Annotated in this window: 21 protein-coding genes; 10 read left to right on the top strand and 11 right to left on the bottom strand. The window is 60.4% G+C overall.

Annotated features, from left to right (window positions below):
- Positions 1-47: 47 nt before the first annotated feature.
- Positions 48-572, bottom strand: a complete 525-nt coding sequence (locus ACR0JA_RS07525; protein WP_480572256.1) for a hypothetical protein — start codon at positions 570-572, stop codon at positions 48-50.
- A gap of 271 nt (positions 573-843) precedes the next feature.
- Between ACR0JA_RS07525 and ACR0JA_RS07520 the strand changes: the two genes are divergently transcribed.
- Entirely contained in the window at positions 844-1152 is a 309-nt protein-coding gene (locus ACR0JA_RS07520) for a hypothetical protein (protein WP_480572253.1), read from the top strand.
- Between the two features lie 65 nt (positions 1153-1217).
- Entirely contained in the window at positions 1218-2159 is a 942-nt protein-coding gene (locus ACR0JA_RS07515) for a LysR family transcriptional regulator (protein WP_480572250.1), read from the top strand.
- Here the strand turns inward: ACR0JA_RS07515 and ACR0JA_RS07510 are convergent.
- On the bottom strand, positions 2156-2599 hold the full coding sequence (locus ACR0JA_RS07510) for a low molecular weight protein-tyrosine-phosphatase (protein WP_480572247.1): 444 nt from the start codon (positions 2597-2599) through the stop codon (positions 2156-2158). The two genes, ACR0JA_RS07515 and ACR0JA_RS07510, sit on opposite strands and share 4 nt — an antisense overlap.
- A 28-nt stretch (positions 2600-2627) precedes the next feature.
- On the opposite strand from ACR0JA_RS07510, the gene ACR0JA_RS07505 reads away from it, so the two are divergent.
- Both ACR0JA_RS07505 and ACR0JA_RS07500 read left to right on the top strand, forming a co-directional pair.
- Positions 2628-3323, top strand: coding sequence for an NAD-dependent deacylase (locus ACR0JA_RS07505; RefSeq protein ID WP_480572411.1), 696 nt, complete (start codon positions 2628-2630; stop codon positions 3321-3323).
- Between the two features lie 56 nt (positions 3324-3379).
- The gene (locus tag ACR0JA_RS07500) at positions 3380-3988 is read left to right on the top strand and encodes an HdeD family acid-resistance protein (protein ID WP_480572244.1); all 609 of its coding nucleotides are present in this window, start codon (positions 3380-3382) and stop codon (positions 3986-3988) included.
- An 84-nt stretch (positions 3989-4072) separates the two neighbouring features.
- Here ACR0JA_RS07500 and ACR0JA_RS07495 read toward each other — a convergent pair whose 3' ends face one another.
- The 4 genes from ACR0JA_RS07495 to meaB form a co-directional block, all read right to left on the bottom strand.
- Positions 4073-4534: a copper chaperone PCu(A)C gene (locus tag ACR0JA_RS07495; protein WP_480572241.1), complete on the bottom strand. Its 462-nt coding sequence runs from the start codon at positions 4532-4534 to the stop codon at positions 4073-4075.
- A 45-nt stretch (positions 4535-4579) separates the two neighbouring features.
- Entirely contained in the window at positions 4580-4930 is a 351-nt protein-coding gene (locus tag ACR0JA_RS07490) for a hypothetical protein (RefSeq protein WP_480572238.1), read from the bottom strand.
- A 393-nt stretch (positions 4931-5323) separates the two neighbouring features.
- Entirely contained in the window at positions 5324-5611 is a 288-nt protein-coding gene (rpmB, locus tag ACR0JA_RS07485; RefSeq protein WP_170473488.1) for a 50S ribosomal protein L28, read from the bottom strand.
- A 231-nt stretch (positions 5612-5842) separates the two neighbouring features.
- The gene (gene meaB / locus ACR0JA_RS07480) at positions 5843-6814 is read right to left on the bottom strand and encodes a methylmalonyl Co-A mutase-associated GTPase MeaB (protein ID WP_480572235.1); all 972 of its coding nucleotides are present in this window, start codon (positions 6812-6814) and stop codon (positions 5843-5845) included.
- A 130-nt stretch (positions 6815-6944) separates the two neighbouring features.
- Between meaB and hrpB the strand changes: the two genes are divergently transcribed.
- The 3 genes from hrpB to ACR0JA_RS07465 all read left to right on the top strand — a co-directional run bounded on the left by hrpB (position 6945) and on the right by ACR0JA_RS07465 (position 11518).
- The gene (gene hrpB / locus ACR0JA_RS07475; protein ID WP_480572408.1) at positions 6945-9395 is read left to right on the top strand and encodes an ATP-dependent helicase HrpB; all 2451 of its coding nucleotides are present in this window, start codon (positions 6945-6947) and stop codon (positions 9393-9395) included.
- 100 nt (positions 9396-9495) lie between these two features.
- The gene (locus ACR0JA_RS07470) at positions 9496-9954 is read left to right on the top strand and encodes an NUDIX hydrolase (protein WP_480572232.1); all 459 of its coding nucleotides are present in this window, start codon (positions 9496-9498) and stop codon (positions 9952-9954) included.
- Between the two features lie 85 nt (positions 9955-10039).
- Positions 10040-11518 (top strand): inorganic phosphate transporter, encoded by a 1479-nt coding sequence (locus tag ACR0JA_RS07465; protein WP_480572229.1) that lies wholly within the window; start codon positions 10040-10042, stop codon positions 11516-11518.
- Between the two features lie 9 nt (positions 11519-11527).
- Here ACR0JA_RS07465 and ACR0JA_RS07460 read toward each other — a convergent pair whose 3' ends face one another.
- Together ACR0JA_RS07460 and ACR0JA_RS07455 are read right to left on the bottom strand one after the other, a co-directional pair.
- Positions 11528-12514: a 2-dehydropantoate 2-reductase gene (locus ACR0JA_RS07460; protein WP_480572226.1), complete on the bottom strand. Its 987-nt coding sequence runs from the start codon at positions 12512-12514 to the stop codon at positions 11528-11530.
- Positions 12515-12593: 79 nt separating this feature from the next.
- Entirely contained in the window at positions 12594-13556 is a 963-nt protein-coding gene (locus tag ACR0JA_RS07455) for a pirin family protein (protein ID WP_480572223.1), read from the bottom strand.
- Positions 13557-13850: 294 nt separating this feature from the next.
- On the opposite strand from ACR0JA_RS07455, the gene ACR0JA_RS07450 reads away from it, so the two are divergent.
- Entirely contained in the window at positions 13851-14339 is a 489-nt protein-coding gene (locus ACR0JA_RS07450) for a twin-arginine translocation pathway signal (RefSeq protein ID WP_480572220.1), read from the top strand.
- A gap of 3 nt (positions 14340-14342) precedes the next feature.
- Complete coding sequence (locus tag ACR0JA_RS07445; RefSeq protein ID WP_480572217.1) at positions 14343-14939, top strand: ferric reductase-like transmembrane domain-containing protein; 597 nt, start codon at positions 14343-14345, stop codon at positions 14937-14939.
- Here ACR0JA_RS07445 and argF read toward each other — a convergent pair.
- Positions 14936-15862, bottom strand: a complete 927-nt coding sequence (argF, locus tag ACR0JA_RS07440) for an ornithine carbamoyltransferase (protein ID WP_480572214.1) — start codon at positions 15860-15862, stop codon at positions 14936-14938. The two genes, ACR0JA_RS07445 and argF, sit on opposite strands and share 4 nt — an antisense overlap.
- A gap of 73 nt (positions 15863-15935) precedes the next feature.
- Positions 15936-17123, bottom strand: coding sequence for an acetylornithine transaminase (locus ACR0JA_RS07435; protein WP_480572211.1), 1188 nt, complete (start codon positions 17121-17123; stop codon positions 15936-15938).
- 294 nt (positions 17124-17417) lie between these two features.
- Between ACR0JA_RS07435 and ACR0JA_RS07430 the strand changes: the two genes are divergently transcribed.
- Positions 17418-18308, top strand: coding sequence for a DMT family transporter (locus tag ACR0JA_RS07430; protein ID WP_480572207.1), 891 nt, complete (start codon positions 17418-17420; stop codon positions 18306-18308).
- On the opposite strand, the gene ACR0JA_RS07425 is transcribed toward ACR0JA_RS07430, so the two are convergent.
- The gene (locus ACR0JA_RS07425; protein ID WP_480572204.1) at positions 18290-19093 is read right to left on the bottom strand and encodes an ABC transporter permease; all 804 of its coding nucleotides are present in this window, start codon (positions 19091-19093) and stop codon (positions 18290-18292) included. The two genes, ACR0JA_RS07430 and ACR0JA_RS07425, sit on opposite strands and share 19 nt — an antisense overlap.
- Positions 19094-19218: the final 125 nt, after the last annotated feature.

The following is a 19218-nucleotide window of genomic DNA, read 5'->3' as shown; positions in this document are numbered from 1 at the left end:
ACGTTCAAACTGGTCGTTTCCACGTCAACCATCCGAGTTAGAACAGTTTAAGAGGTTGGTTCACAATCCGACGCCAACTTGTAGTTTGTCTGTCGGTCGGCAGCGCTGCTCCAATCTGGCCTCAAAATGAGTTCGCTTAGTAGCGGAGCATGGCAGCTGGTATCCCTCGAATAGAATTTTCGGCGATCCACCACGTAGACTGGAAACAGTGTGTCATCACCTTCGAATTCGACCGAGACCGCCGTCATGAAAGGGTGTTCGCCTCGTTCAGGGAGAGTATCTCTGCTAAAACCAAACTGAGTAAACAGGTCGAGATCAAATGCGTCTTGTTGCTCGTCAACGACGATTAGCAAGATATCAAAGTCTGAAAGGTCCGCTGAAGGGTAGCTGAAATCAATTTTTTCGTCGATATCAATTGCCCTGACTTCTTGGATTAGTTGTTGAGTTATCCCCGAAACGAGCGCTCTGACAGGTCGATCCAACTCGTCGGCCCGATCCTGGGCGAATGATTGCGCTGCAGATCCGACGAAAAACACCAGTATCGCAGCAAAGAAGCGTTTAATTTTCTTCAATTTCACGCACTCTTTCGCGTCGAAGGCCTGAGTTGTTCAGCACCTTAAACCCTTGGGTCGATCAGGCAAGCAGCGTCGCCAAAACCTCGTCGATTTGTATGAGCTTCGGCCAGTGCCGGGCCGAAGCCCGACCTACGGTGTGGGGTGTTTCTGACTCGGGTAATCACTTTTTCGCACCACATGATTGATCCGTTAACCACTTTGATTCATACTCCGCCGCAGACCGAGAAGGGCATCAGACCCGTCCGGGCAGGCAAAACGAGGCTCGAGTATGAAAAAGTTCCTACTTATAGCATTTTGCGCCGCGTCGATGGTGGCGGTGCAGCAACCGGCTGAGGCGGCGCAGATCAAGCGGGCGTGTTTGGCGTCGGATCGCTCGGCGGCGACGCGGGATCGGTGCAATTGCATCCAGCGGGTCGCCAATCAGGCCCTCACCCGCAGCGATCAGAAGACCGTGGCCAAGTGGTTCAGTGACCCGCATCAGGCGCAGGAGTTGAAGATGTCGCAGACCGCGCGCGATGATGCGCTGTGGGATCGGTATCAGAACTTTGGCCAGATGGCGCAGGCGATCTGCAGCTAACCCCCGTCAGTCCTTGACCTGACCCGCCCTGCGCCCCAGAAAAGGCGCAGCGAAAGGTGTGTGCAATGGTGATGAAAGGGCTGACCCTGCGGGGCCTTGAGGTGTTCGAGGCATTGGCGCGGACGGGATCGGTGGCGCAGGCGGCCGAGATCACCGGGCTCAGCCAACCCTCGGTCAGCCAGCAGTTGCGCAACCTCGAAAACGCACTGGGCACCGATCTGGTCGATCACGGGCGGCGGCCGATGCGGCTGACCCAAGCCGGTCGCAGCTTTCTGGCCCGCGCCGAGACGGTCCTATCCGAGTTGCAGATGGCCCAGAGCGAACTGACGGTCATGGACCTTGGGCATCTGACCACGCTTTCGATCGGTCTGATCGACGATTTCGACAATGACCTGACCCCTCGGCTGGCGACATTGCTGGCCGACAGTCTGACGCGATCAAAGTTCAAGCTGATTACCCTGCCCAGTCTGGACCTGTTCGCCGAACTAGAAGCGCAGCGCCTGCATATGGCGGTTTCTGCCCATTCCGGAGAATTGCTCGAAGGTGTCGTTGAATACCCGCTGGTGCAGGATCCGTTCATCCTTGTGGCCCCGAAGGGGGTAGATGACCCGACCCGTGCCCTGCCCTTTTTGCGTTATGCCCGAGAACAGTTAATCAGCCGCCAAATCGAAGCGCATCTGGCCCGTCAGCAACTGGAGTTCGAGGAACGGTTCGAAATCGGCTCGCATCTGGCGCTGATGGCGATGGTTGCGCGCGGTCTCGGGTGGGCGATCACCACTCCGCTCGGTTACATGCGGGCCGCCCGATTCCATGACGGGCTCACGGCCCACCCCGCGCCATTTGGGGCGTTTTCCAGAACCATTTCCCTGTTTACCCGCTCGGACTGGTCCGATCAGGTTCCGCAAGAGGTCGCCGGCATGATGCGACGGTTGATGAAAAGCCAAATCGTCGATCCGGCGGTTTCGCAATTGCCCTGGCTGAGCCAGGAACTGAAAGTCATGACCTAAGTGTTCAGATGCGCTATCAGGCCGCTCACCGCGTCTTCGATCAGGTCTAGTGCACCGTCGAAATCCCGCGTGTAATACGGGTCGGGCACGTGATCGACACCCAGGTGCGGCGCGAACTCGGTCAGCACCCGCACCGGGGTCGCGTTGCCGGATGGGCGCAAGGCCTCGATATTGGCCAGATTGTCCGCGTCCATTCCTATGATCAGATCGAACCGTTCGAAATCGTCAGGCGAAAGTTGCCGCGCGCGCAAACCGCTTAGGTCAATGCCACGGTCCTTCGCTGCCCGTTGCATCGGGCCATAAGGCGGGTTCCCGACATGCCAGCCCGCTGTTCCGGCGCTGTCGGTAGCATGTTGCGGAGCGCGGGCGCGAAAAACGCCCTCGGCGCTGGGAGAACGGCAGATATTGCCCAAACAGACAAAGAGGATACGCTGGGTCATGAGCCAAGCTGTACCGCACGGAGGGGAGATGGGAAAGATCGTCATTCTGACCGGGGCCGGAATCTCGGCTGAAAGCGGTCTGGGCACGTTCCGCGACGAAGGCGGACTCTGGGCGCAACACCGGATCGAGGATGTCGCCACGCCCGAAGGGTTTGCCCGCGACCCGGAACTGGTCCACCGCTTTTACAATGCGCGCCGATTACAGGCCGCCGCAGCACATCCGAATGCCGCCCATCGTGCACTGGCCCGGCTACAGCGCGACTGGCCTGATGACGTGGTTATCGTGACCCAGAATGTCGACTCCTTGCACGAGGCCGGAGGGGCCCGCGACGTCATTCACATGCACGGCACTCTGGCCGGTGCATTATGTGCCCAATGCGGTCACCGCTGGGCATCGGACCTGGAGATGACACCAACCGATCCCTGCCCCGCCTGCGGCCAACCCGCTGTGCGGCCGGATGTGGTCTGGTTTGGCGAAATGCCTTATTTCATGGATGAAATTTATGACCACCTGTCGACAGCTCAGATCTTCGCGGCGATCGGAACATCCGGTCAGGTTTATCCTGCCGCCGCCTTTGTGCATGAGGCAAAGGCGATCGGGGCGGAAACCGTCGAACTGAACCTTAAGGCCTCCGAGGGCACCCCTGCTTTCGGCGAAACCATCCTTGGTCCGGCCACCAGCATCGTACCCCAGTGGGTCGAAGACCTTCTGAACCGGAGATGAAGACAGTAGATCACAAATCGGGCTAATCTGACCCAAAGGCAAACTGAGAGAGAACAATGACAGATCAGGATCCCATTTCCGGCGAAATCTTGGATGAGGACAGCATGCAGGGGCGCGATGCGCTTGGCGCGCAATTGGCAGACCTGTGGTGGACCTTCCTGATCCGGGGTATTCTGGCGGCCTGCGTCGGTATCGCGGCCCTGTTCTGGCCAAGCGGCAGCATCGCGATGTTGCTGCGTCTGGTCGGGCTGTTGCTGATCGTGGATGGCGGCCTGACCTTGCTGGGATTTGGACGCCGCGGGCTGGTCGGCAGCGCCGGGATCGGAGCGGTTCTGATCGGCCTGGTGCTGTTGATCTGGCCCGAGGGGACCGCAAAACTGGCGTTTTTCCTGCTGGGAGTCTGGGCATTGATCATCGGGATCGGCTCACTTGCCACCTGGCGGCAAATGCATGACCGCGATCCCCAGCGAAACGCGATGCGCAATTCGGGATTCGTCGCGCTGACCATCGGGCTGGTGCTGCTGTTTTCCCCGGGCATCGGCCTTTTCGCGCTTGGCTGGGTCATCGCCTTTTCCGCCCTTGCCATGGCGGTTGTCATGTTCTGGCTGACCGCGCGGTTCAAACGGGCCGGGGACAAAGTGGGGATGAAATCAATCAATCGCTGATGGAGGGGTCTGTGGACCAGACCGGGCATTGCCCGGTCTGACGCATGGATGACGGCCGCGACGCGGCCCGAAGACAGGCGTGCTTCAGTGTGAATGCGCGCCGCCTTTGCGCTCAAGATCGACGGGGATTTCGATCTCGACTTCTCCGGCCTGTTCAAAGACCAACGTCACCGGAATCTTGGCATCCTGTTCAAACGGCTGTTTCAGCCCCATGAACATCACGTGGTCACCGCCGCGCTTCAGCATGTGGGTTTCGCCCGCCGGGATCGCGAATCCTTCTTCGACCTGCATCATCTGGGCCACGCCATCAGCGTTCACCTTGTGTGTATGCAACTCGACCCGGTCTGCCACATCCGAGGCGACACCGATCAGTCGATCATCCGTATCGCTGCTGTTGACGATCATCATGAACGCCGCTCCGGCTTTGGCATGTTTGCCTGACGATCTGGCATACGCGTCGTCCACCTTGATCGCGCTTTCGGCGAACGCAGCTGTGGCAAACGTTGCAAAAGCAAGCGTGGCCAAGAGTTTGGATTTGAAGGTCATCGGAGTTACTCCTGTATTTCGATTGTGTGTTTCTGAAAGCGAACGTCACAAAAACACAGGAGGGGCCCGCGCCGGGCGTTGCGGGACCGGAGCGGCGACAAGGCTTGCTTGCGCGCGAACCGGCGCTGGCATTGACATTTGGGGCAAGGATGGCAGGTCAGGTTGAACCGCCAGTAACGCACCTAGAAGCGCAAGCGCATAGTCGGGACAATAATGTGGCGGACGGGTCGGTTGCCCCTGATCGTCATAGTAGACGACTACGGGACCTGTTCCGGTGCACAGCACCATCTTTCCTACAGCGTTGTCTACACCGCGTGATGCAGCAACGCTATGCCCGGTCAACCCAAGCAGTGCTGAGAGGGCCAAAGCCACCGTTATGCGCAGGAACCCGGTCATTCTGGGGCCACGTATAGCGTCACAAAAATCCGGCCTTCAAGCGCGTTAATCGAACCCGCGACGATGCGTCAACCATCCATTCCCGGTCGCTTGACCAAATCAACGGTCAGACTGTTGTGCCGGCGGTTGACCCTGCGCTGCATCCGCATGAACGTGTTGAAGTTTCTGCCCAGAAAACTCGGTACAAACAAAAGGATATCAATAACTCTGAAGGGCATTTGTAATTCTCCCCCGTTGGAACACGTGCGAGCTTAACTCATATTCACTAATGTTTATGTGAACAACTTCACTTAACCGGGTCGATTGTGCTCAAATCAGAAACATTGGAAGTGGACACAAAAAAGCCCCGCGCCAAGTGGCACAGGGCTTGATCAATTCGAAGCCGGTGAAGACTTAGGCCGAGGCTTGCGCCTTGGCAATTTCTTTCTTCACTTTCAGGGCGTTATCCGACAGCTCTTCGTCTTTGGCTTTGGCCAGGAACGCGTCCAGACCACCGCGGTGGTCGACAGAGCGCAGCGCAGCCGCCGAGATGCGCAGCTTGACGCCACGACCCAGGGTTTCCGACTGCAGGGTGACGTCGTTCAGATTCGGCAGAAAACGACGACGAGTTCTGTTTTTGGCGTGGCTGACATTGTTGCCAGTCATCGGGCCTTTTCCGGTCAGTTCGCAACGGCGCGACATGGTTTCTTCCTTTGTTTCTGGAGGCCAGGTACAGGACCCTCGGCCAAATCACAAGGGGCGCAACCCGAAGTCGCGCCCGAAAACTGGTTGGATGCGTTTAGTGGGAATCGGCGGAAGGGTCAAGACAGCCTGCGCGAATTCTTTGACATTGCTTCTGGGCAGGAATGGCTCGGCCGAGCCATGCCTTCGGCGAGAGTATTTTGGAAAAGATGAAGATGCCTGTGCACATTGTCAGGTCAGGGTCGCCAGCATCTGTTTTGCCGCCAATGTCGGGCTGAGGCGGCCGCTGGTGACTTCGGTGTTCAACCGCTCCAATTCTGCTTTGGCCTGCGCGGTCTCAAGCCGGGCCAAAAGGGTATGGCGGACCTCCTGATCGAACCAGTAGCGTGCCTGGGCTGCTCGGTTTGCATCCCAATGGGCGTTTTCCCGACGCCATGTGGTCAGCGCTTGCACCTCAGTCCATGCCGCATCAAGCCCGTGTTCTTCGACCGCCGAGACGGTCATGGCCTTGGGGAAGCCTTCGGGGTCCTGCGGACGTTTGCGCAGCAGCCGCAGCGCACCGGAATAGTCGGCGCAGGTACGCGTGGCGGTCGCCTTGAGGTCGCCATCGGCCTTGTTGATCAGGATCATGTCGGCCATTTCCATGATGCCGCGTTTGACGCCCTGCAACTCATCCCCGCCTGCAGGGGCGAGCAGAAGCAGGAACAGGTCGGACATTTCGGACACCACGGTCTCGGACTGGCCGACGCCGACGGTTTCGATCAGAACGATGTCAAATCCCGCCGCCTCGCACAGAGCGATCGCCTCTCGCGTGCGGCGCGCCACGCCGCCGAGGTGGCTTTGACTGGGCGACGGGCGGATGAAGGCATTCTTTTCGCGACTCAGACGCTCCATCCGGGTCTTGTCCCCCAGAATCGAGCCACCGGACCGGGCCGAGCTTGGGTCAACGGCCAGAACCGCCACACGCAGCCCCTGCCCTGTCAGCATCATGCCAAAGCTTTCGATAAACGTAGACTTACCGACGCCGGGCGTGCCGGACAGGCCAATGCGCAGCGATTGCCGGTTTGCTGCGGCCAGATGACCCAGCAACGTAGCGGCCTGAGCCCGGTGATCATCCCGCCCGCTTTCAACCAGCGTAATGGCGCGGGCCAGCGCGCGGCGCTCACCCTTCAGTATCCTGTCAGCCAGCTCAGTTATTTCCATGCGCGGTCCCTTACCCGTATTTTGCCTAAATGACGGCGCGAGGCCGGGTTTGTCCAGTACCAAGCGCGGTCATAGATGCCGCAATGCGCAGGAACTGGACCTTGGCAAGTGGTTGACCGATAAAGCCCACATGACTCGCCTGCCGATCGACGATGCCATTCCCGACCTACTTGCCGCCCTGAAAGCGTCAGGCCGCGCCGTGCTGCAGGCCCCACCCGGCGCGGGAAAGACGACGCGGGTACCGCTGGCCTTGCTTGAGGCGGGGCTGTGCGATGGAAAGATCATCATGCTCGAACCCCGACGGCTGGCCGCCCGCGCCGCGGCCGAGCGCATGGCGGACACGCTGGGGCAACGCGCAGGGGAAACTGTCGGGTACCGGGTAAGAGGTGAATCTAAGGTATCCGGGTCGACGCGGATCGAGGTGGTGACCGAGGGCATTCTGACGCGGATGCTGCAATCAGACCCGGATCTGCCCGGTGTCGGGGCCGTAATCTTCGACGAATTCCATGAGCGGTCGCTGAATGCGGATCTGGGGCTGGCCCTGTGCCTTGAGGTGACCGAAGCGCTGCGCGACGATCTGGTTCTTCTGGCGATGTCGGCCACGCTCGACGCAGAACCGGTCGGCCAGCTTATGAGCGCACCGTTGGTGACCTCGGAAGGTCGCAGCTTTCCGGTCGAAACGCGCTGGCTTGACCGGCCATTGGGGGCGGATGCACGGCGGTTGGATGCGCTGGTCGATCTTGTTATCCGCGCTGAACGTGAAACCCGTGGAATAGGCGGCGGCATTCTGGTTTTCCTTCCCGGTGAAGGCGAAATTCGGCGAGCCGAGACTGCTCTGTCCGGTCGCCTGCCAGAGGATTGCACCTTGCGGCCCTTGTATGGCGCGATGCCGTTTTCCGCCCAGCGTCAGGCAATCGCCCCAGTCGAAAGGGGGCGTAAGATCGTATTGGCTACGTCGATCGCGGAAACGTCGTTGACCATTCCCGACATTCGTGTGGTCGTGGACATGGGACAGGCCCGGCGGGCGCGTTTTGATCCGGGTTCGGGCATGTCTCGACTGGTTACCGAACGGGTAACCCGGGCCGAGGCGACGCAACGTGCCGGGCGGGCGGGGCGCGTGGCCAAAGGCCTGTGTTACCGGTTGTGGTCCAGGGGCGAAGACGGTGCGATGGCGGCCTTTCCACCAGCCGAGATCGAAGCAGCCGACCTGACCGGTCTGGCGTTGGAGCTGGCACTTTGGGGTGCCGATGCGGCAAATCTGGCGTTTCTGACGCCCCCGCCCGCAGGATCGATGGCCGAGGCCCGCGCTCTGTTGACCATGTTGGGGGCGTTGGATGTCAGCGCCCGCATCACTGATCATGGTCGTGCACTCGCAAGCCTCCCTCTGCATCCGCGCCTGGGGCATATGCTGCTGACAGCCGGAGAGCAGGCCGCGCCCTTGGCCGCGCTGCTGGCGGAACGCGACCCGTTGAAGGGCGCTCCGACCGATCTGGCGCTGCGCGTCGATGCGATGCGGGATCGGCGCGCGTATCAGCGAAGCCGCCCTTGGCCTGCCAATCCTGCAACACTGGACAGGATCGCGGCAGAAACCAAGCGGTTGCGGAAGCAATCTGGCAAAGCGGCACCCAAAATCTCAGCCGCAGCGATGGTGGCTCTGGCCTATCCCGACCGGATCGGCCAGAGACGGAAAGGCGACACCCCTCGATACGTGCTTTCGGGCGGCAAGGGTGTGGTGCTGGACGCAGGTGACACGCTGGCGGCGGCCCCATACTTGGTGGCACTGGACACAGACGGCAATCCGCGCGAGGCGCGGGTCCGGATGGCCGCACAGATCTCCGAAAGCGAGATTCGCGACCTGTTCGCGGAACGGATCTCGTGGGTCGAAAGTTGCGACTGGTCCAAGCGCGAACGCCGGGTTATCGCCCGGCAGCAAGAGCGGTTTGGCGCGATCACGCTCGACGACCGCATCTGGAAGGACGTGCCACCCGACGCCATCGCGAATGCGATGCTGGACGGCGTTCGTGACCTCGGCTTGCGGCTAGAGGGTGCTGCGGCGCGTCTGGCAGCGCGTGTCGAATTGGTTCGGGCCGAAGGGACCGACCTGCCCGACTTTTCGCCCGAAGGGCTGATGGACGATCTCGAGGAATGGCTGTTGCCCATGCTCCAGAATGTCCGCAGCGCCGAAGACTGGAAGCGTTTTGACCTGCTGCCCGCCTTGAAATCGCGACTAACCTGGGCGCAGACGAACGAACTGGATCGCCGTGCGCCGGGGTCGTTCCAGACACCTTTGGGGCGCAAGGTGCCGATTGATTACAGCAGCTCGGTCCCCGAGATCTCGGTGCGCCTGCAAGAGGTGTTCGGCGTCACGCAACATCCCACAATCGGAAGAGAACCCCTGAAAATCACGCTTTTGTCGCCAGCGCAAAGACCGATCCAGATCACCCGCGACCTGCCGGGATTCTGGGCCGGGTCGTACGCGGATGTGCGCAAGGATATGCGGGCGCAATATCCCAAACACCCCTGGCCCGAAGATCCGACCCAGGCCGACCCGACCCTGCGCGCCAAGCGGCGCGGAAGCTAAAGCTGGCCAGACGCCCCTGCAGACAAACACATTGAGAAACCCGCGCTGCGCACCTATGTAGCCTTGATCCGGGGTCCGACCCCGCAATAAAGGGCTGATTATGGCCAAATGGCTGCGAAATATCTGGGAAGAGGTCGCGAGACCTCTGTTTCTACGCCCCAGGCGGGTGCAGTTCGCAGCGCTGTGCACGCGTACCAGAAACGGGCAGCCAGAGGTTCTGTTGATCACCAGCCGTGACACCCGGCGCTGGATCATCCCAAAGGGGTGGCCTATTGACGGGTTGGATGGCGCGGGCACCGCACAGCAGGAAGCCTGGGAAGAGGCCGGCGTGCGCGCCAAAACCGTGGACCCGAACCCGATTGGTCAATTCACATATGACAAGATCCTCAAAGACGGTTCAGCCCAGCCGGTTCTGACCAATATCTACAAGATCCATGTCGATGAACTGGTCGAAGATTTCCCCGAGGCCGGGCAACGCGACCGCGAATGGATGTCTGCCGCTGAGGCCGCCGAGCGGGTGAACGAGCCCGAATTGCGCGCAGTGCTGCGGCAGATATAGCTGTTTTCGATCACTTTTCCGGCCTCCCCCCTTGTTCTGAAAGTCAAAAGCCGATAGCGCGCGCTGTTTAACACGCACGAACAGTATGACCGACAAATCAACCAGACCGCGCTGGCAGGCACTGGATCGCGACCTGCACCGCATCACCAGCGTCGAACGCGCCAACGCTCATGTCTCCCGCCCTTTGCTGGCGCCGGGTGTTGCCCTTGCGTTCATGGCGCTGGCCGGTTTGCTGGCGGCAGTTTTTTTCGGGCGGGCGGATGGCGGCATGATCGTCGTCGCTGCGGCTGCGTTCGGGGCCTACTTGGCGATAACGATCGGGGCCAATGATGTCGCCAACAACATGGGTCCGGCAGTGGGGTCAAAGGCCCTGACCATGGCTGGGGCCATCGCGATTGCGGCGGTGGCCGAAAGTGCCGGGGCACTATTGGCCGGCGGCGACGTGGTCACCACGATCTCGCAGGACATCATTGATCCTTCGGCGCTGCGGGACGCAAACGCACTGATCTGGGCGATGATGGCGGCGCTGATCTCGTCGGCGGTCTGGATCAACGCGGCCACCTGGATCGGTGCTCCGGTATCGACGACGCATACGGTTGTGGGGGGCGTGATGGGGGCGGGCGTTGCCGCCGCAGGATTTGGCGCAGTCCACTGGAGCACGATGGGAGCGATTGCGTCCAGTTGGGTGGTCTCGCCCGTTATGGGGGGCGCGATTGCAGCCGCTTTTCTGGCGCTGATCAAATCGCGCATTCAATACAGGCAGGACAAGATCGCCGCAGCACGGCGCTGGGTTCCGATTTTGGTGGCCGTCATGGCGGGTTCGTTTTCGACCTACCTGGCGATCAAGGCAGCAAATCGCATCATCAACGTATCCCCTGAACTCGCACTGCTGATCGGCATGGCCTCGGCGATTGTTGTCTGGGCTGCCACGATCCCCTGGGTACACCACAAATCCAAAGGCATGGAGAACCGTACCAGGTCGCTGAAAGCCCTGTTCGGACTGCCGCTGGTGATCGCTGCCACCTTGCTGAGCTTTGCTCATGGCGCCAATGATGTGGCCAATGCCGTGGGTCCTTTGGCCGCGATCGTCCACGCGACCCAGTCCGGTGGCGTCGCCACGCAAGTTGCGGTTCCCGAATGGGTCATGATTATCGGAGCATTCGGCATATCCTTTGGCTTGTTTCTGTTCGGTCCCAAACTGATCCGCATGGTCGGGAACCAGATCACCAAGCTAAATCCGATGCGTGCCTTTTGCGTGGCGCTGTCTACCGCGATTACTGTCATCGTCGCCAGTTGGTTCGGCCTGCCCGTCAGCTCTACCCATATCGCCGTAGGTGCCGTGTTTGGTGTCGGCTTTTTTCGCGAATGGGAAATCGCGCGGCGGCGGGCTCCGCTGCGCCCGCGCCCGGGCACGGACCTGCGTCTGGCACCCGAAGAGTTCCGGCGCCGCAAGCTGGTGCGCCGTTCGCATTTCATGACGATCATAGCCGCCTGGATTGTGACAGTCCCGGCAACGGCAGCAATGTCCGCCCTCATTTTCAAGGTCCTCACAGGCTTTGGCTAAAGGACCGGCTCAGCCTGTTTTTGATCCGATTATCTGATCGGGGTTCAGCGGGCCTTGATTTCCGTTCTGGATCAGATCGGCCACTTTGCTGTTGATCGGCGTGGCGACACTGGTTCTGACGCCAAGCCGTATCACTTCGCCCTGCAAACTATCGATCTCGGTCACGCGACCCGCCGTCAGGTCATACGCCATCGACGTCCGCGCGCTTGGATCAATGGTCAACATGCGCGACGCGATACGGGTAAACAGTGGCGTCGGCAGCCGCAAGATATGTGGCGTGATCCAGGCAGGCAAAGGCGTGGTTGACGCAACGCCTTGCCCTGCAGCTCTGAGAACCGCAAGCGCTTCGGCCATCTGATCCGCCATCAACCTGCGCCAATTCCGGTCCAGCAACTGTTCGCGCAACGTCAGACCAGACAGGGCGTTCAAAGCGTTGTTGAGGTTCAACACCAGTTTGCCCCATTGCACTGCGTCGATGTCATCGGTTTCGCCCACAGGCAGATCGGCGCAGGTTATGCGCGCACCCAGCCTGCCCGGCCCACTTTCAAGCGCGATTTCGCCTGACGTGGCCCGGTGGTAGCTGGCCGGCCCGGTCGGCACGACGTTGAAAGGGACCATCCCCGCACGAACATCCCGCCCCGGCAAGGCCGCGTGCAAAACCCGAACGGCCTCTAACCCATTCTGCCAAGACAGGATGGGCGTTGAGGCTGGTGCGTTCTGTGCGATCAGGTTTGCCATGTCAGCGGTGGCCCCGGTCTTTACAGTAACGATCACGGCCTCGGCAGCGGCCAGACATGCAGGGTCTTCGGCCAAAGTCAGGTTTTCTGGCGGGACATGTACATGCAGCCCACCAAAATCAGTGACGGTAAGCCCCTCGTCCCCTATCGGGTCCAAAATTCGGGACCGACCCAGAAGCGTCACATCGTGCCCGGCCTCCGCCAATAAAGCCCCGCAGAAACATCCGATGCTTCCAGCGCCTGCTATTGCGATCTTCATGGTGATGCCCTCTTGCTACCGGCAGAAGCATCGCGAGGTTTGTTCGGGCGGGCAAGAACTGCGCGCGCTGACGCAGCGTTCAGCGGGCCAGGCGCGGTTTCGTACGCGCCAGCTCCTCGGAAATCGGAATGAACTCCTGATCGTCACCGGGCGGCAGTTGGAACGCGCCCTTGGCCCAATCTGCGGATTGCCATTCCCGCGTCGCCGCTTCAATTTTCTCTTTCGAGGACGAGACGAAATTCCACCAGATATAGCGATCTTCGTTTAGGGTCGCACCGCCCAGCAGCATCAGCCTGGCTCCAATCGGCCCTGCCTTTGCGGACAATCTGTCGCCGGGACGAAAGACCATCATGCGACCTGCCTCGAACGTGTCGCCAGCGATCTCGACCGAGCCCTCAGTGACATAAACCCCACGGTCTTCGTGGTCGTCCGGCAACGGGAAAGAGGCCCCCGGCTCTAGCTGAACATCCAGATAGAAGGTCTCGGACAGCATGGTCACCGGGCTGCTTTCGCCATAGGCCGACCCGAGGATCAGCCGAGCGCTGACGCCTGCATCCTGAATATGCGGCAAGGCAGCTTGCTTGTGATGCTCGAAATCCGGAGCCATGTCCTCATGCGCTTCGGGCAGGGCAATCCAGGTTTGTATGCCGAACAGGCTGTGCCTTTTTCCGCGGGTTGCGTCGCTGGTACGTTCGGAATGGGTCACGCCGCGACCTGCGACCATCCAGTTGACCTCGCCCGGGTAGATCATCTGATGTGTGCCAAGGCTGTCGCGATGCTCGAATTCGCCCTGATACAGGTAGGTGACGGTGCCCAGCCCGATATGAGGGTGCGGACGCACGTCGATCCCGCCTTCTGTGATGAACTCGGCAGGCCCCATCTGATCAAAAAAGATGAAAGGTCCAACCAGTTGACGCTCGACCGACGGCAAAGCCCGCCGCACTTCGAAGCCGCCCAGATCCCGCGCCCGTGGGATTATCAGCGTCTCAAGCGCCGCATCGGCATAAACGGATTCTGGGGTGTGGGTCGGATTCCAGCTCATGACTTTTCTCCCATTTGGCCGCGCGTCTGAGGTGACGCCGTGTTCACACAAATGCATATAAGACAGCGAACAGCTTGGGAAAGTGCGCCTTCGCACAATGCCGGTGCGGACGCGGCCGACCCGTTGCCTTTTGGACGTGCCCGGATCGTCGCGGCGGCTCACGGCGGCGTGAGGTTGCGCAATTCTCTGCCGGTGACGGCTCGGCAAGCAAGCCTGGCGTGCTATATTTGCGGAAAGGTAGTGTCCGGGTTCCGGAAACGACCCGATCAGATCGTGCATTGCAGGAGGTCTGCCATGACTCATTCGAAACTGACGCGCCGCGCGATGATCGCCGCTGGCGGTGCGGTTCTTGCGACCGGAGCGTCCGGTCTCTGGCGCCCGGCGCGCGCTAGCGGGCTGGCGCCGACGCGATCCATGCGAGGTGGCTCGAACAACTACCTGCCCGGTGCACCGATTGTCGACCGGATCGGTCGCGGTGGGTTTTGGATGACAGGGACAGTCCGCCGCGCCGGGGACGGTGCGCCCCTGCCCGGCCAGCGCATCCAGATTTGGGCCCACACGACCGAAGGGCACGAGCGCGATCCGCATAGCCACGGCGCCACTCTGACCGACGCAAACGGAGAGTTTCGTTTGGAGATGCCACAGATCGTTCCGGCGTTCGGCCAACCCCATGGCCATCTGGCTTATGACAGTGGTGAGTTTAAGACCGTGTTTCTGCGCCCCATCATGTCCCGCGCCAGCGACACAACGCTTGCTGCGCATTTTGTGCTGCAACCTGCCTGACGCGTGCTCAAACCAGTAGCGATCTGGGCGAGCCTGATCATCGTCCTCTTGGCCCCGATCGGCGCAGCGGCGACCAGCCCTTATCTGGCCTGGCGCCAGCCCGTTTACATCCTCGCCGGATTTGCAGGGGTGATCAGCATGAGCCTGCTGCTTGTGCAGCCACTTTTGGCAGGTCGATATCTTCCGGGGTTGTCTGCCGTGGCCAGCCGACACTGGCACCGGCGGGTTGGCCTGAGTCTAGTGGCAGCCGTCATCATTCACGTGGTTGGTTTGTGGATCACCAGCCCCCCGGATGTTGTAGACGCGCTTCTGTTTACATCACCGACACCGTTCTCGGCCTGGGGCGTGGTGGCCATGTGGGCGGTTTTTGCCGCTGGCTTGCTGGGCGTGTTCCGACAGCGCCTAAAGCTACGATTTCGCATCTGGCGCCTATCGCATACGGCCTTGGCGGTCGTGACCATCATCGGTAGCGTCGTGCACGCCATGCTGATCGAGGGCACGATGGAGATCATGACCAAGTCCACGATCTGCATATTGGTTCTATTGGCGAGCGCACGCACGCTCGCCAAATTGCGCGTGTGGGATGTGCGAAAGCGTTAGACGCCCAAGCACCAGCGCATCACGGCCTTTTGCGCATGCAGCCGGTTTTCGGCCTCATCAAAAATGACCGAATTCGGGCCGTCCATGACATCCGAGGTCGCCTCTTCTTCGCGATGGGCGGGCAGACAATGCATGAACAGCGCGTCTGGTTTGGCATGCGCCATCAACTCGGGGTTGACCTGATAGGGCCGCAGCAGGTTGTGGCGACGCTCTTTCGCCGACTGGGAATCGTGCATCGAAACCCAAGTGTCAGCGACCACAAGGTCGGCCCCTTCGACGGCTTTGAACGCGTCCCGTTCGACCACGATTTTCGAACCCTTCTGGCGCGCAAAACCCATGAATTCTTCCTCGGGGTCAAACTGGGCTGGCCCGGTGAAGGTCAAGTCAAATCCAAATTGTCCTGCTGCGTGCAGAAACGAAGAACAGACATTGTTGCCGTCGCCGGTCCAGACGACCTTTTTACCTTTGATCGGGCCACGATGTTCTTCGAAGGTCAAAACGTCGGCCATGATCTGGCAGGGATGCGTACGGTCGGTCAGGCCATTGATCACCGGCACGTCAGAATATTCGGCCATTTCGGTCAGGATGGTTTCGTCAAAAGTACGGATCATGATCATGTCGACATAGCGCGACAGCACCCGAGCCGTATCGGCAATCGTCTCGCCATGACCCAGTTGCATATCCTTGCCGGACAGCACCATGGATTGTCCGCCCATTTGCCGCACGCCGACATCAAAAGACACACGGGTCCGGGTCGACGGCTTTTCGAATATCAAGGCGACCATGCGATCTTTGAGCGGTTGCTCAGCATCCAACGCAGCCTTGGGACGGCCGAGACGGGCCTGTTTCATCGCCGCTGCCTGATCAATCATGGACCGCAATGCGGCCGCATCGGTTTTGTGGATATCAAGAAAGTGGTTCATTTCGTTTCGCTTTTGACTGGTTAAGGGTGGGGGCCAGCCCCCACACCCCCGGAGTATTTAAGAAAAGATGAATTCAGGCAGTTTCGAGGGTAGCCTCGACCTGAGATGCCGCTTTGTCGAGGCGGATCAGCGCCTGCGCGATGTCGTCCTCGGTCAATGTCAGCGGAGGCAGCAGGCGGATCACGTTGTCAGCGGCGGGAACCGTGATGACCTCATTGTCATAGCCTGCGTTGACCACTTCAATATTTGCGGGTTTGCATTTGAGACCCAGCATCAGACCTGATCCGCGCACCTCTTCGAACACCTCGGGGTGGTCGGCCACCAGCCCTTCTAGCTTCTGACGCAGCAGGCCCCCCTTACGGTTGACGCCATCCAGAAAGGCAGGGGTGGCGACCTGATCCAGCACTGCGCAGCCCACGGCACAGCCCAGAGGGTTGCCGCCATAGGTCGAACCGTGGGTGCCTGCGGTCATGCCGCTGGCTGCCTCTTCGGTCGCCAAGACGGCGCCCAGCGGGAAGCCGCCGCCGATACCCTTGGCGACCATCATGATATCAGGCGTGATGCCCGCCCATTCATGCGCGAAGAGCTTGCCGGTGCGGCCAACGCCGCATTGCACCTCGTCGAGGATCAGCAGCAGGCCGTTGTCATCGCAGATCTGGCGCAGTGCTTTGAGTTCCGCGTCGGGAACCGGGCGGATGCCGCCTTCGCCCTGCACGGGCTCGATCATGATTGCCGCCGTTTGTTCGGTGATGGCGTTGGTGACGCCGTCGAGATCGCCGAAGGTCAGGTGCACAAAGCCGGGCAGCAGGGGGCCGAAGCCCTTAGTCATCTTCTCAGACCCGGCGGCGGCGATGCCTGCAGACGACCGGCCATGGAACGAGCCGTCGAAGGTGATGATCTCGACCCGGTCAGGCTGACCTTTGTCATAGAAATACTTGCGGGCCATTTTCACGGCCAGTTCGCAGGATTCCGTGCCTGAGTTGGTGAAGAACACCGTGTCGGCAAAAGTGTGTTCCACCAGTTTGTCGGCCAGCGCCTGTTGCTGCGGGATGTTATAGAGGTTCGAAACATGCCACAGCGCGTGCGCCTGTTCGGTCAGCGCGGCCACCAGCGCCGGATGCGCATGGCCCAGCGCGTTCACCGCGATCCCGGCGCCGAGGTCCAGAAAACGTCGACCATCCGCCTCGGTCAGCCATGCGCCTTCGCCCTTCACGAATGTCAGGGGCGCGCGATTATAGGTCGGCAGAACGGACGGGATCATCGGATCATCCTTTTCGATATATTGAGCCCAAGTGAGTGATGCACCGGGGCCGGGTTCGTCAACTGATTTGGTGGGAACTGCGCGGATTTGAACAGCGCAAATAGATCAAACGGGCCGGTTAAGCGGTCGGGCGTCGGCGTCGGAGGCGCAGGATATGTGCGGTTTTGATCATGCCGGGCCGTATAGCCGGACATGGACGGCCTGAAAACCCTGTTTTTTGTGGTCAGGCTAAATTCATGCCAAGACAGGTATTTGCCGCTTGCCATTTGCCTAGCTGTGCCGCACGGGTGGACCATGACGCCGATACGCCAGAACCCTCCGCTTGCGGCCTTGCTGATCCTCGCGGCAAGCGCCCTTCTGGCGGCCACCACGTTGCTTGCCAAAGCACTGGGTACGGATGTACTGGGCCCCGCGCTGCACCCAATGCAGATCAGCCACGGGCGGTTTCTGTTCGCCTTTCTGGTGATCGTGACTGCCGTTGGCGTACTGCGTCCACGCCTGAGCCGCCCGCATTGGGGCCTGCATATCGGTCGGACGAGTTTTGGCTGGTTGGGGATCACGCTGATGTTTGCTTCGGTCGCGTTCATCCCGATTGCGGACGCAACGGCGATATCCTTCCTGAACCCGGTCTTTGCCATGGTGCTGGCTATTCCGTTGTTGAAAGAGGGTGTCGGCCCCTGGCGCTGGCTGGCCGCCTTAGTCGCTCTGATTGGGGCGCTGGTGCTGCTGCGTCCCACACCTGCAAGCTTTCAACCCGCTGCGTTGCTGGCGCTGACGGCCGCGGCGGTGATCGGAATGGAACTGATATTCATCAAAAAACTCTCGGGCAGAGAGATTCCAATTCAGATTCTGCTGATCAACAATGCCATGGGACTGACCATCGCCTCGGTCGCAGTCAGCTTTGTGTTTCAGTGGCCGACGTCACAGCAATGGGCGGCATTGGCAGGCATCGGCGTGCTGATGGCCTGCGCGCAAGCTTGTTTCGTCAACGGAATGGCGCGGGCGGACGCGTCCTTTGTGGCACCCATCAGCTATGCCACGCTGATCTTCGCCGCGTTCTACGATTTCGTGGTGTTCGGGGTGGTCCCGGACGGGGTCAGCCTGATCGGCTCGGTCATCATCCTGACCGGAGGCCTGATTCTGGTCTGGCGCGAGGCGCGGCTGCGTCAGGCCTTGAGTCGGTAACCCGTCCGCAGCATTTGCCAGGTGACGGCCCCGACCAGCAACGTCGCGGTGGTACAAACGGCCATGCCCAGCCACGGAGAGCTATCGGACACGCCGATCATCCCATAGCGAAGACCATCAATCAGATAGAAGACAGGGTTCAGATGGCTCAGGCGGTTGAGAACGGGCGGCAGCGCTTCGACCGAGTAGAAAGTGCCGGATAGAAACGCCAGCGGAGTGACGATGAAGTTGGTAATCGCGGCCATCTGGTCAAACTTGTTGGCAAAAATTCCGGCAAAAACGCCCAGAACCCCCATGAACGCCCCACCAAGGATGACGAAGACCAAGGCAATCAGCGGATTTTGCGGGGTGATCGCCAGAAACACCGCCAGTGCCACAATGACGACGCAGGCGATCAGAACTCCTCGGGCGATCCCCCCGGCCAGATACCCCAAAAGGATTTCCAGCGGAGAAAGTGGCGGCATCAGCGTATCAACGATGTTCCCCTGCACCTTGGCGATGACGATCGAGGATGAGGTGTTGGCAAACGCGTTCTGAATCACCGTCATCATCATGATACCTGGTGCCAGAAACACCAGAAACGGTACTCCCATGACGTCCGGCCTGCCCGGCCCGACGGCGATGGTGAAGATCAGCAGGAACAATCCCGCAGTCACCAGAGGCGCCAGCAAGGTCTGGGTCCAGACCGCCAGAAACCGCAGCGTTTCGCGTTTGGCCAGTGTATAGAGGCCCATCCAATTGACCGCACCGAAACGATGCACGTCCTGTTCCACAAGATTCTGCATAGCTGCCCCATAGCTGATTCGAAGACCGCTTGTAACTCGGGCGGCAGTGATTAGAATAGGGCGCTGAGACGAATTCCCAAGGCGGCCCGAATCCGGGGCCGCTTTCCGCTTTTGAAAGGCAAATG

The sequence above is a fragment of the Ruegeria sp. AM4 genome, assembly GCF_056540665.1.
This window is presented reverse-complemented; position numbering and strand designations above follow the sequence as displayed.

Coding starts and splice junctions, on each gene's coding strand:
- ACR0JA_RS07520 (WP_480572253.1), top strand. CDS start 844: ATGAAAAAGTTCCTACTTATAGCATTTTGCGCCGCGTCGATGGTGGCG.
- ACR0JA_RS07515 (WP_480572250.1), top strand. CDS start 1,218: ATGGTGATGAAAGGGCTGACCCTGCGGGGCCTTGAGGTGTTCGAGGCA.
- ACR0JA_RS07510 (WP_480572247.1), bottom strand. CDS start 2,599: ATGACCCAGCGTATCCTCTTTGTCTGTTTGGGCAATATCTGCCGTTCT.
- ACR0JA_RS07505 (WP_480572411.1), top strand. CDS start 2,628: ATGGGAAAGATCGTCATTCTGACCGGGGCCGGAATCTCGGCTGAAAGC.
- ACR0JA_RS07500 (WP_480572244.1), top strand. CDS start 3,380: ATGACAGATCAGGATCCCATTTCCGGCGAAATCTTGGATGAGGACAGC.
- ACR0JA_RS07495 (WP_480572241.1), bottom strand. CDS start 4,534: ATGACCTTCAAATCCAAACTCTTGGCCACGCTTGCTTTTGCAACGTTT.
- ACR0JA_RS07490 (WP_480572238.1), bottom strand. CDS start 4,930: ATGACCGGGTTCCTGCGCATAACGGTGGCTTTGGCCCTCTCAGCACTG.
- rpmB (WP_170473488.1), bottom strand. CDS start 5,611: ATGTCGCGCCGTTGCGAACTGACCGGAAAAGGCCCGATGACTGGCAAC.
- meaB (WP_480572235.1), bottom strand. CDS start 6,814: ATGGAAATAACTGAGCTGGCTGACAGGATACTGAAGGGTGAGCGCCGC.
- hrpB (WP_480572408.1), top strand. CDS start 6,945: ATGACTCGCCTGCCGATCGACGATGCCATTCCCGACCTACTTGCCGCC.
- ACR0JA_RS07470 (WP_480572232.1), top strand. CDS start 9,496: ATGGCCAAATGGCTGCGAAATATCTGGGAAGAGGTCGCGAGACCTCTG.
- ACR0JA_RS07465 (WP_480572229.1), top strand. CDS start 10,040: ATGACCGACAAATCAACCAGACCGCGCTGGCAGGCACTGGATCGCGAC.
- ACR0JA_RS07460 (WP_480572226.1), bottom strand. CDS start 12,514: ATGAAGATCGCAATAGCAGGCGCTGGAAGCATCGGATGTTTCTGCGGG.
- ACR0JA_RS07455 (WP_480572223.1), bottom strand. CDS start 13,556: ATGAGCTGGAATCCGACCCACACCCCAGAATCCGTTTATGCCGATGCG.
- ACR0JA_RS07450 (WP_480572220.1), top strand. CDS start 13,851: ATGACTCATTCGAAACTGACGCGCCGCGCGATGATCGCCGCTGGCGGT.
- argF (WP_480572214.1), bottom strand. CDS start 15,862: ATGAACCACTTTCTTGATATCCACAAAACCGATGCGGCCGCATTGCGG.
- ACR0JA_RS07435 (WP_480572211.1), bottom strand. CDS start 17,123: ATGATCCCGTCCGTTCTGCCGACCTATAATCGCGCGCCCCTGACATTC.
- ACR0JA_RS07430 (WP_480572207.1), top strand. CDS start 17,418: ATGACGCCGATACGCCAGAACCCTCCGCTTGCGGCCTTGCTGATCCTC.
- ACR0JA_RS07425 (WP_480572204.1), bottom strand. CDS start 19,093: ATGCAGAATCTTGTGGAACAGGACGTGCATCGTTTCGGTGCGGTCAAT.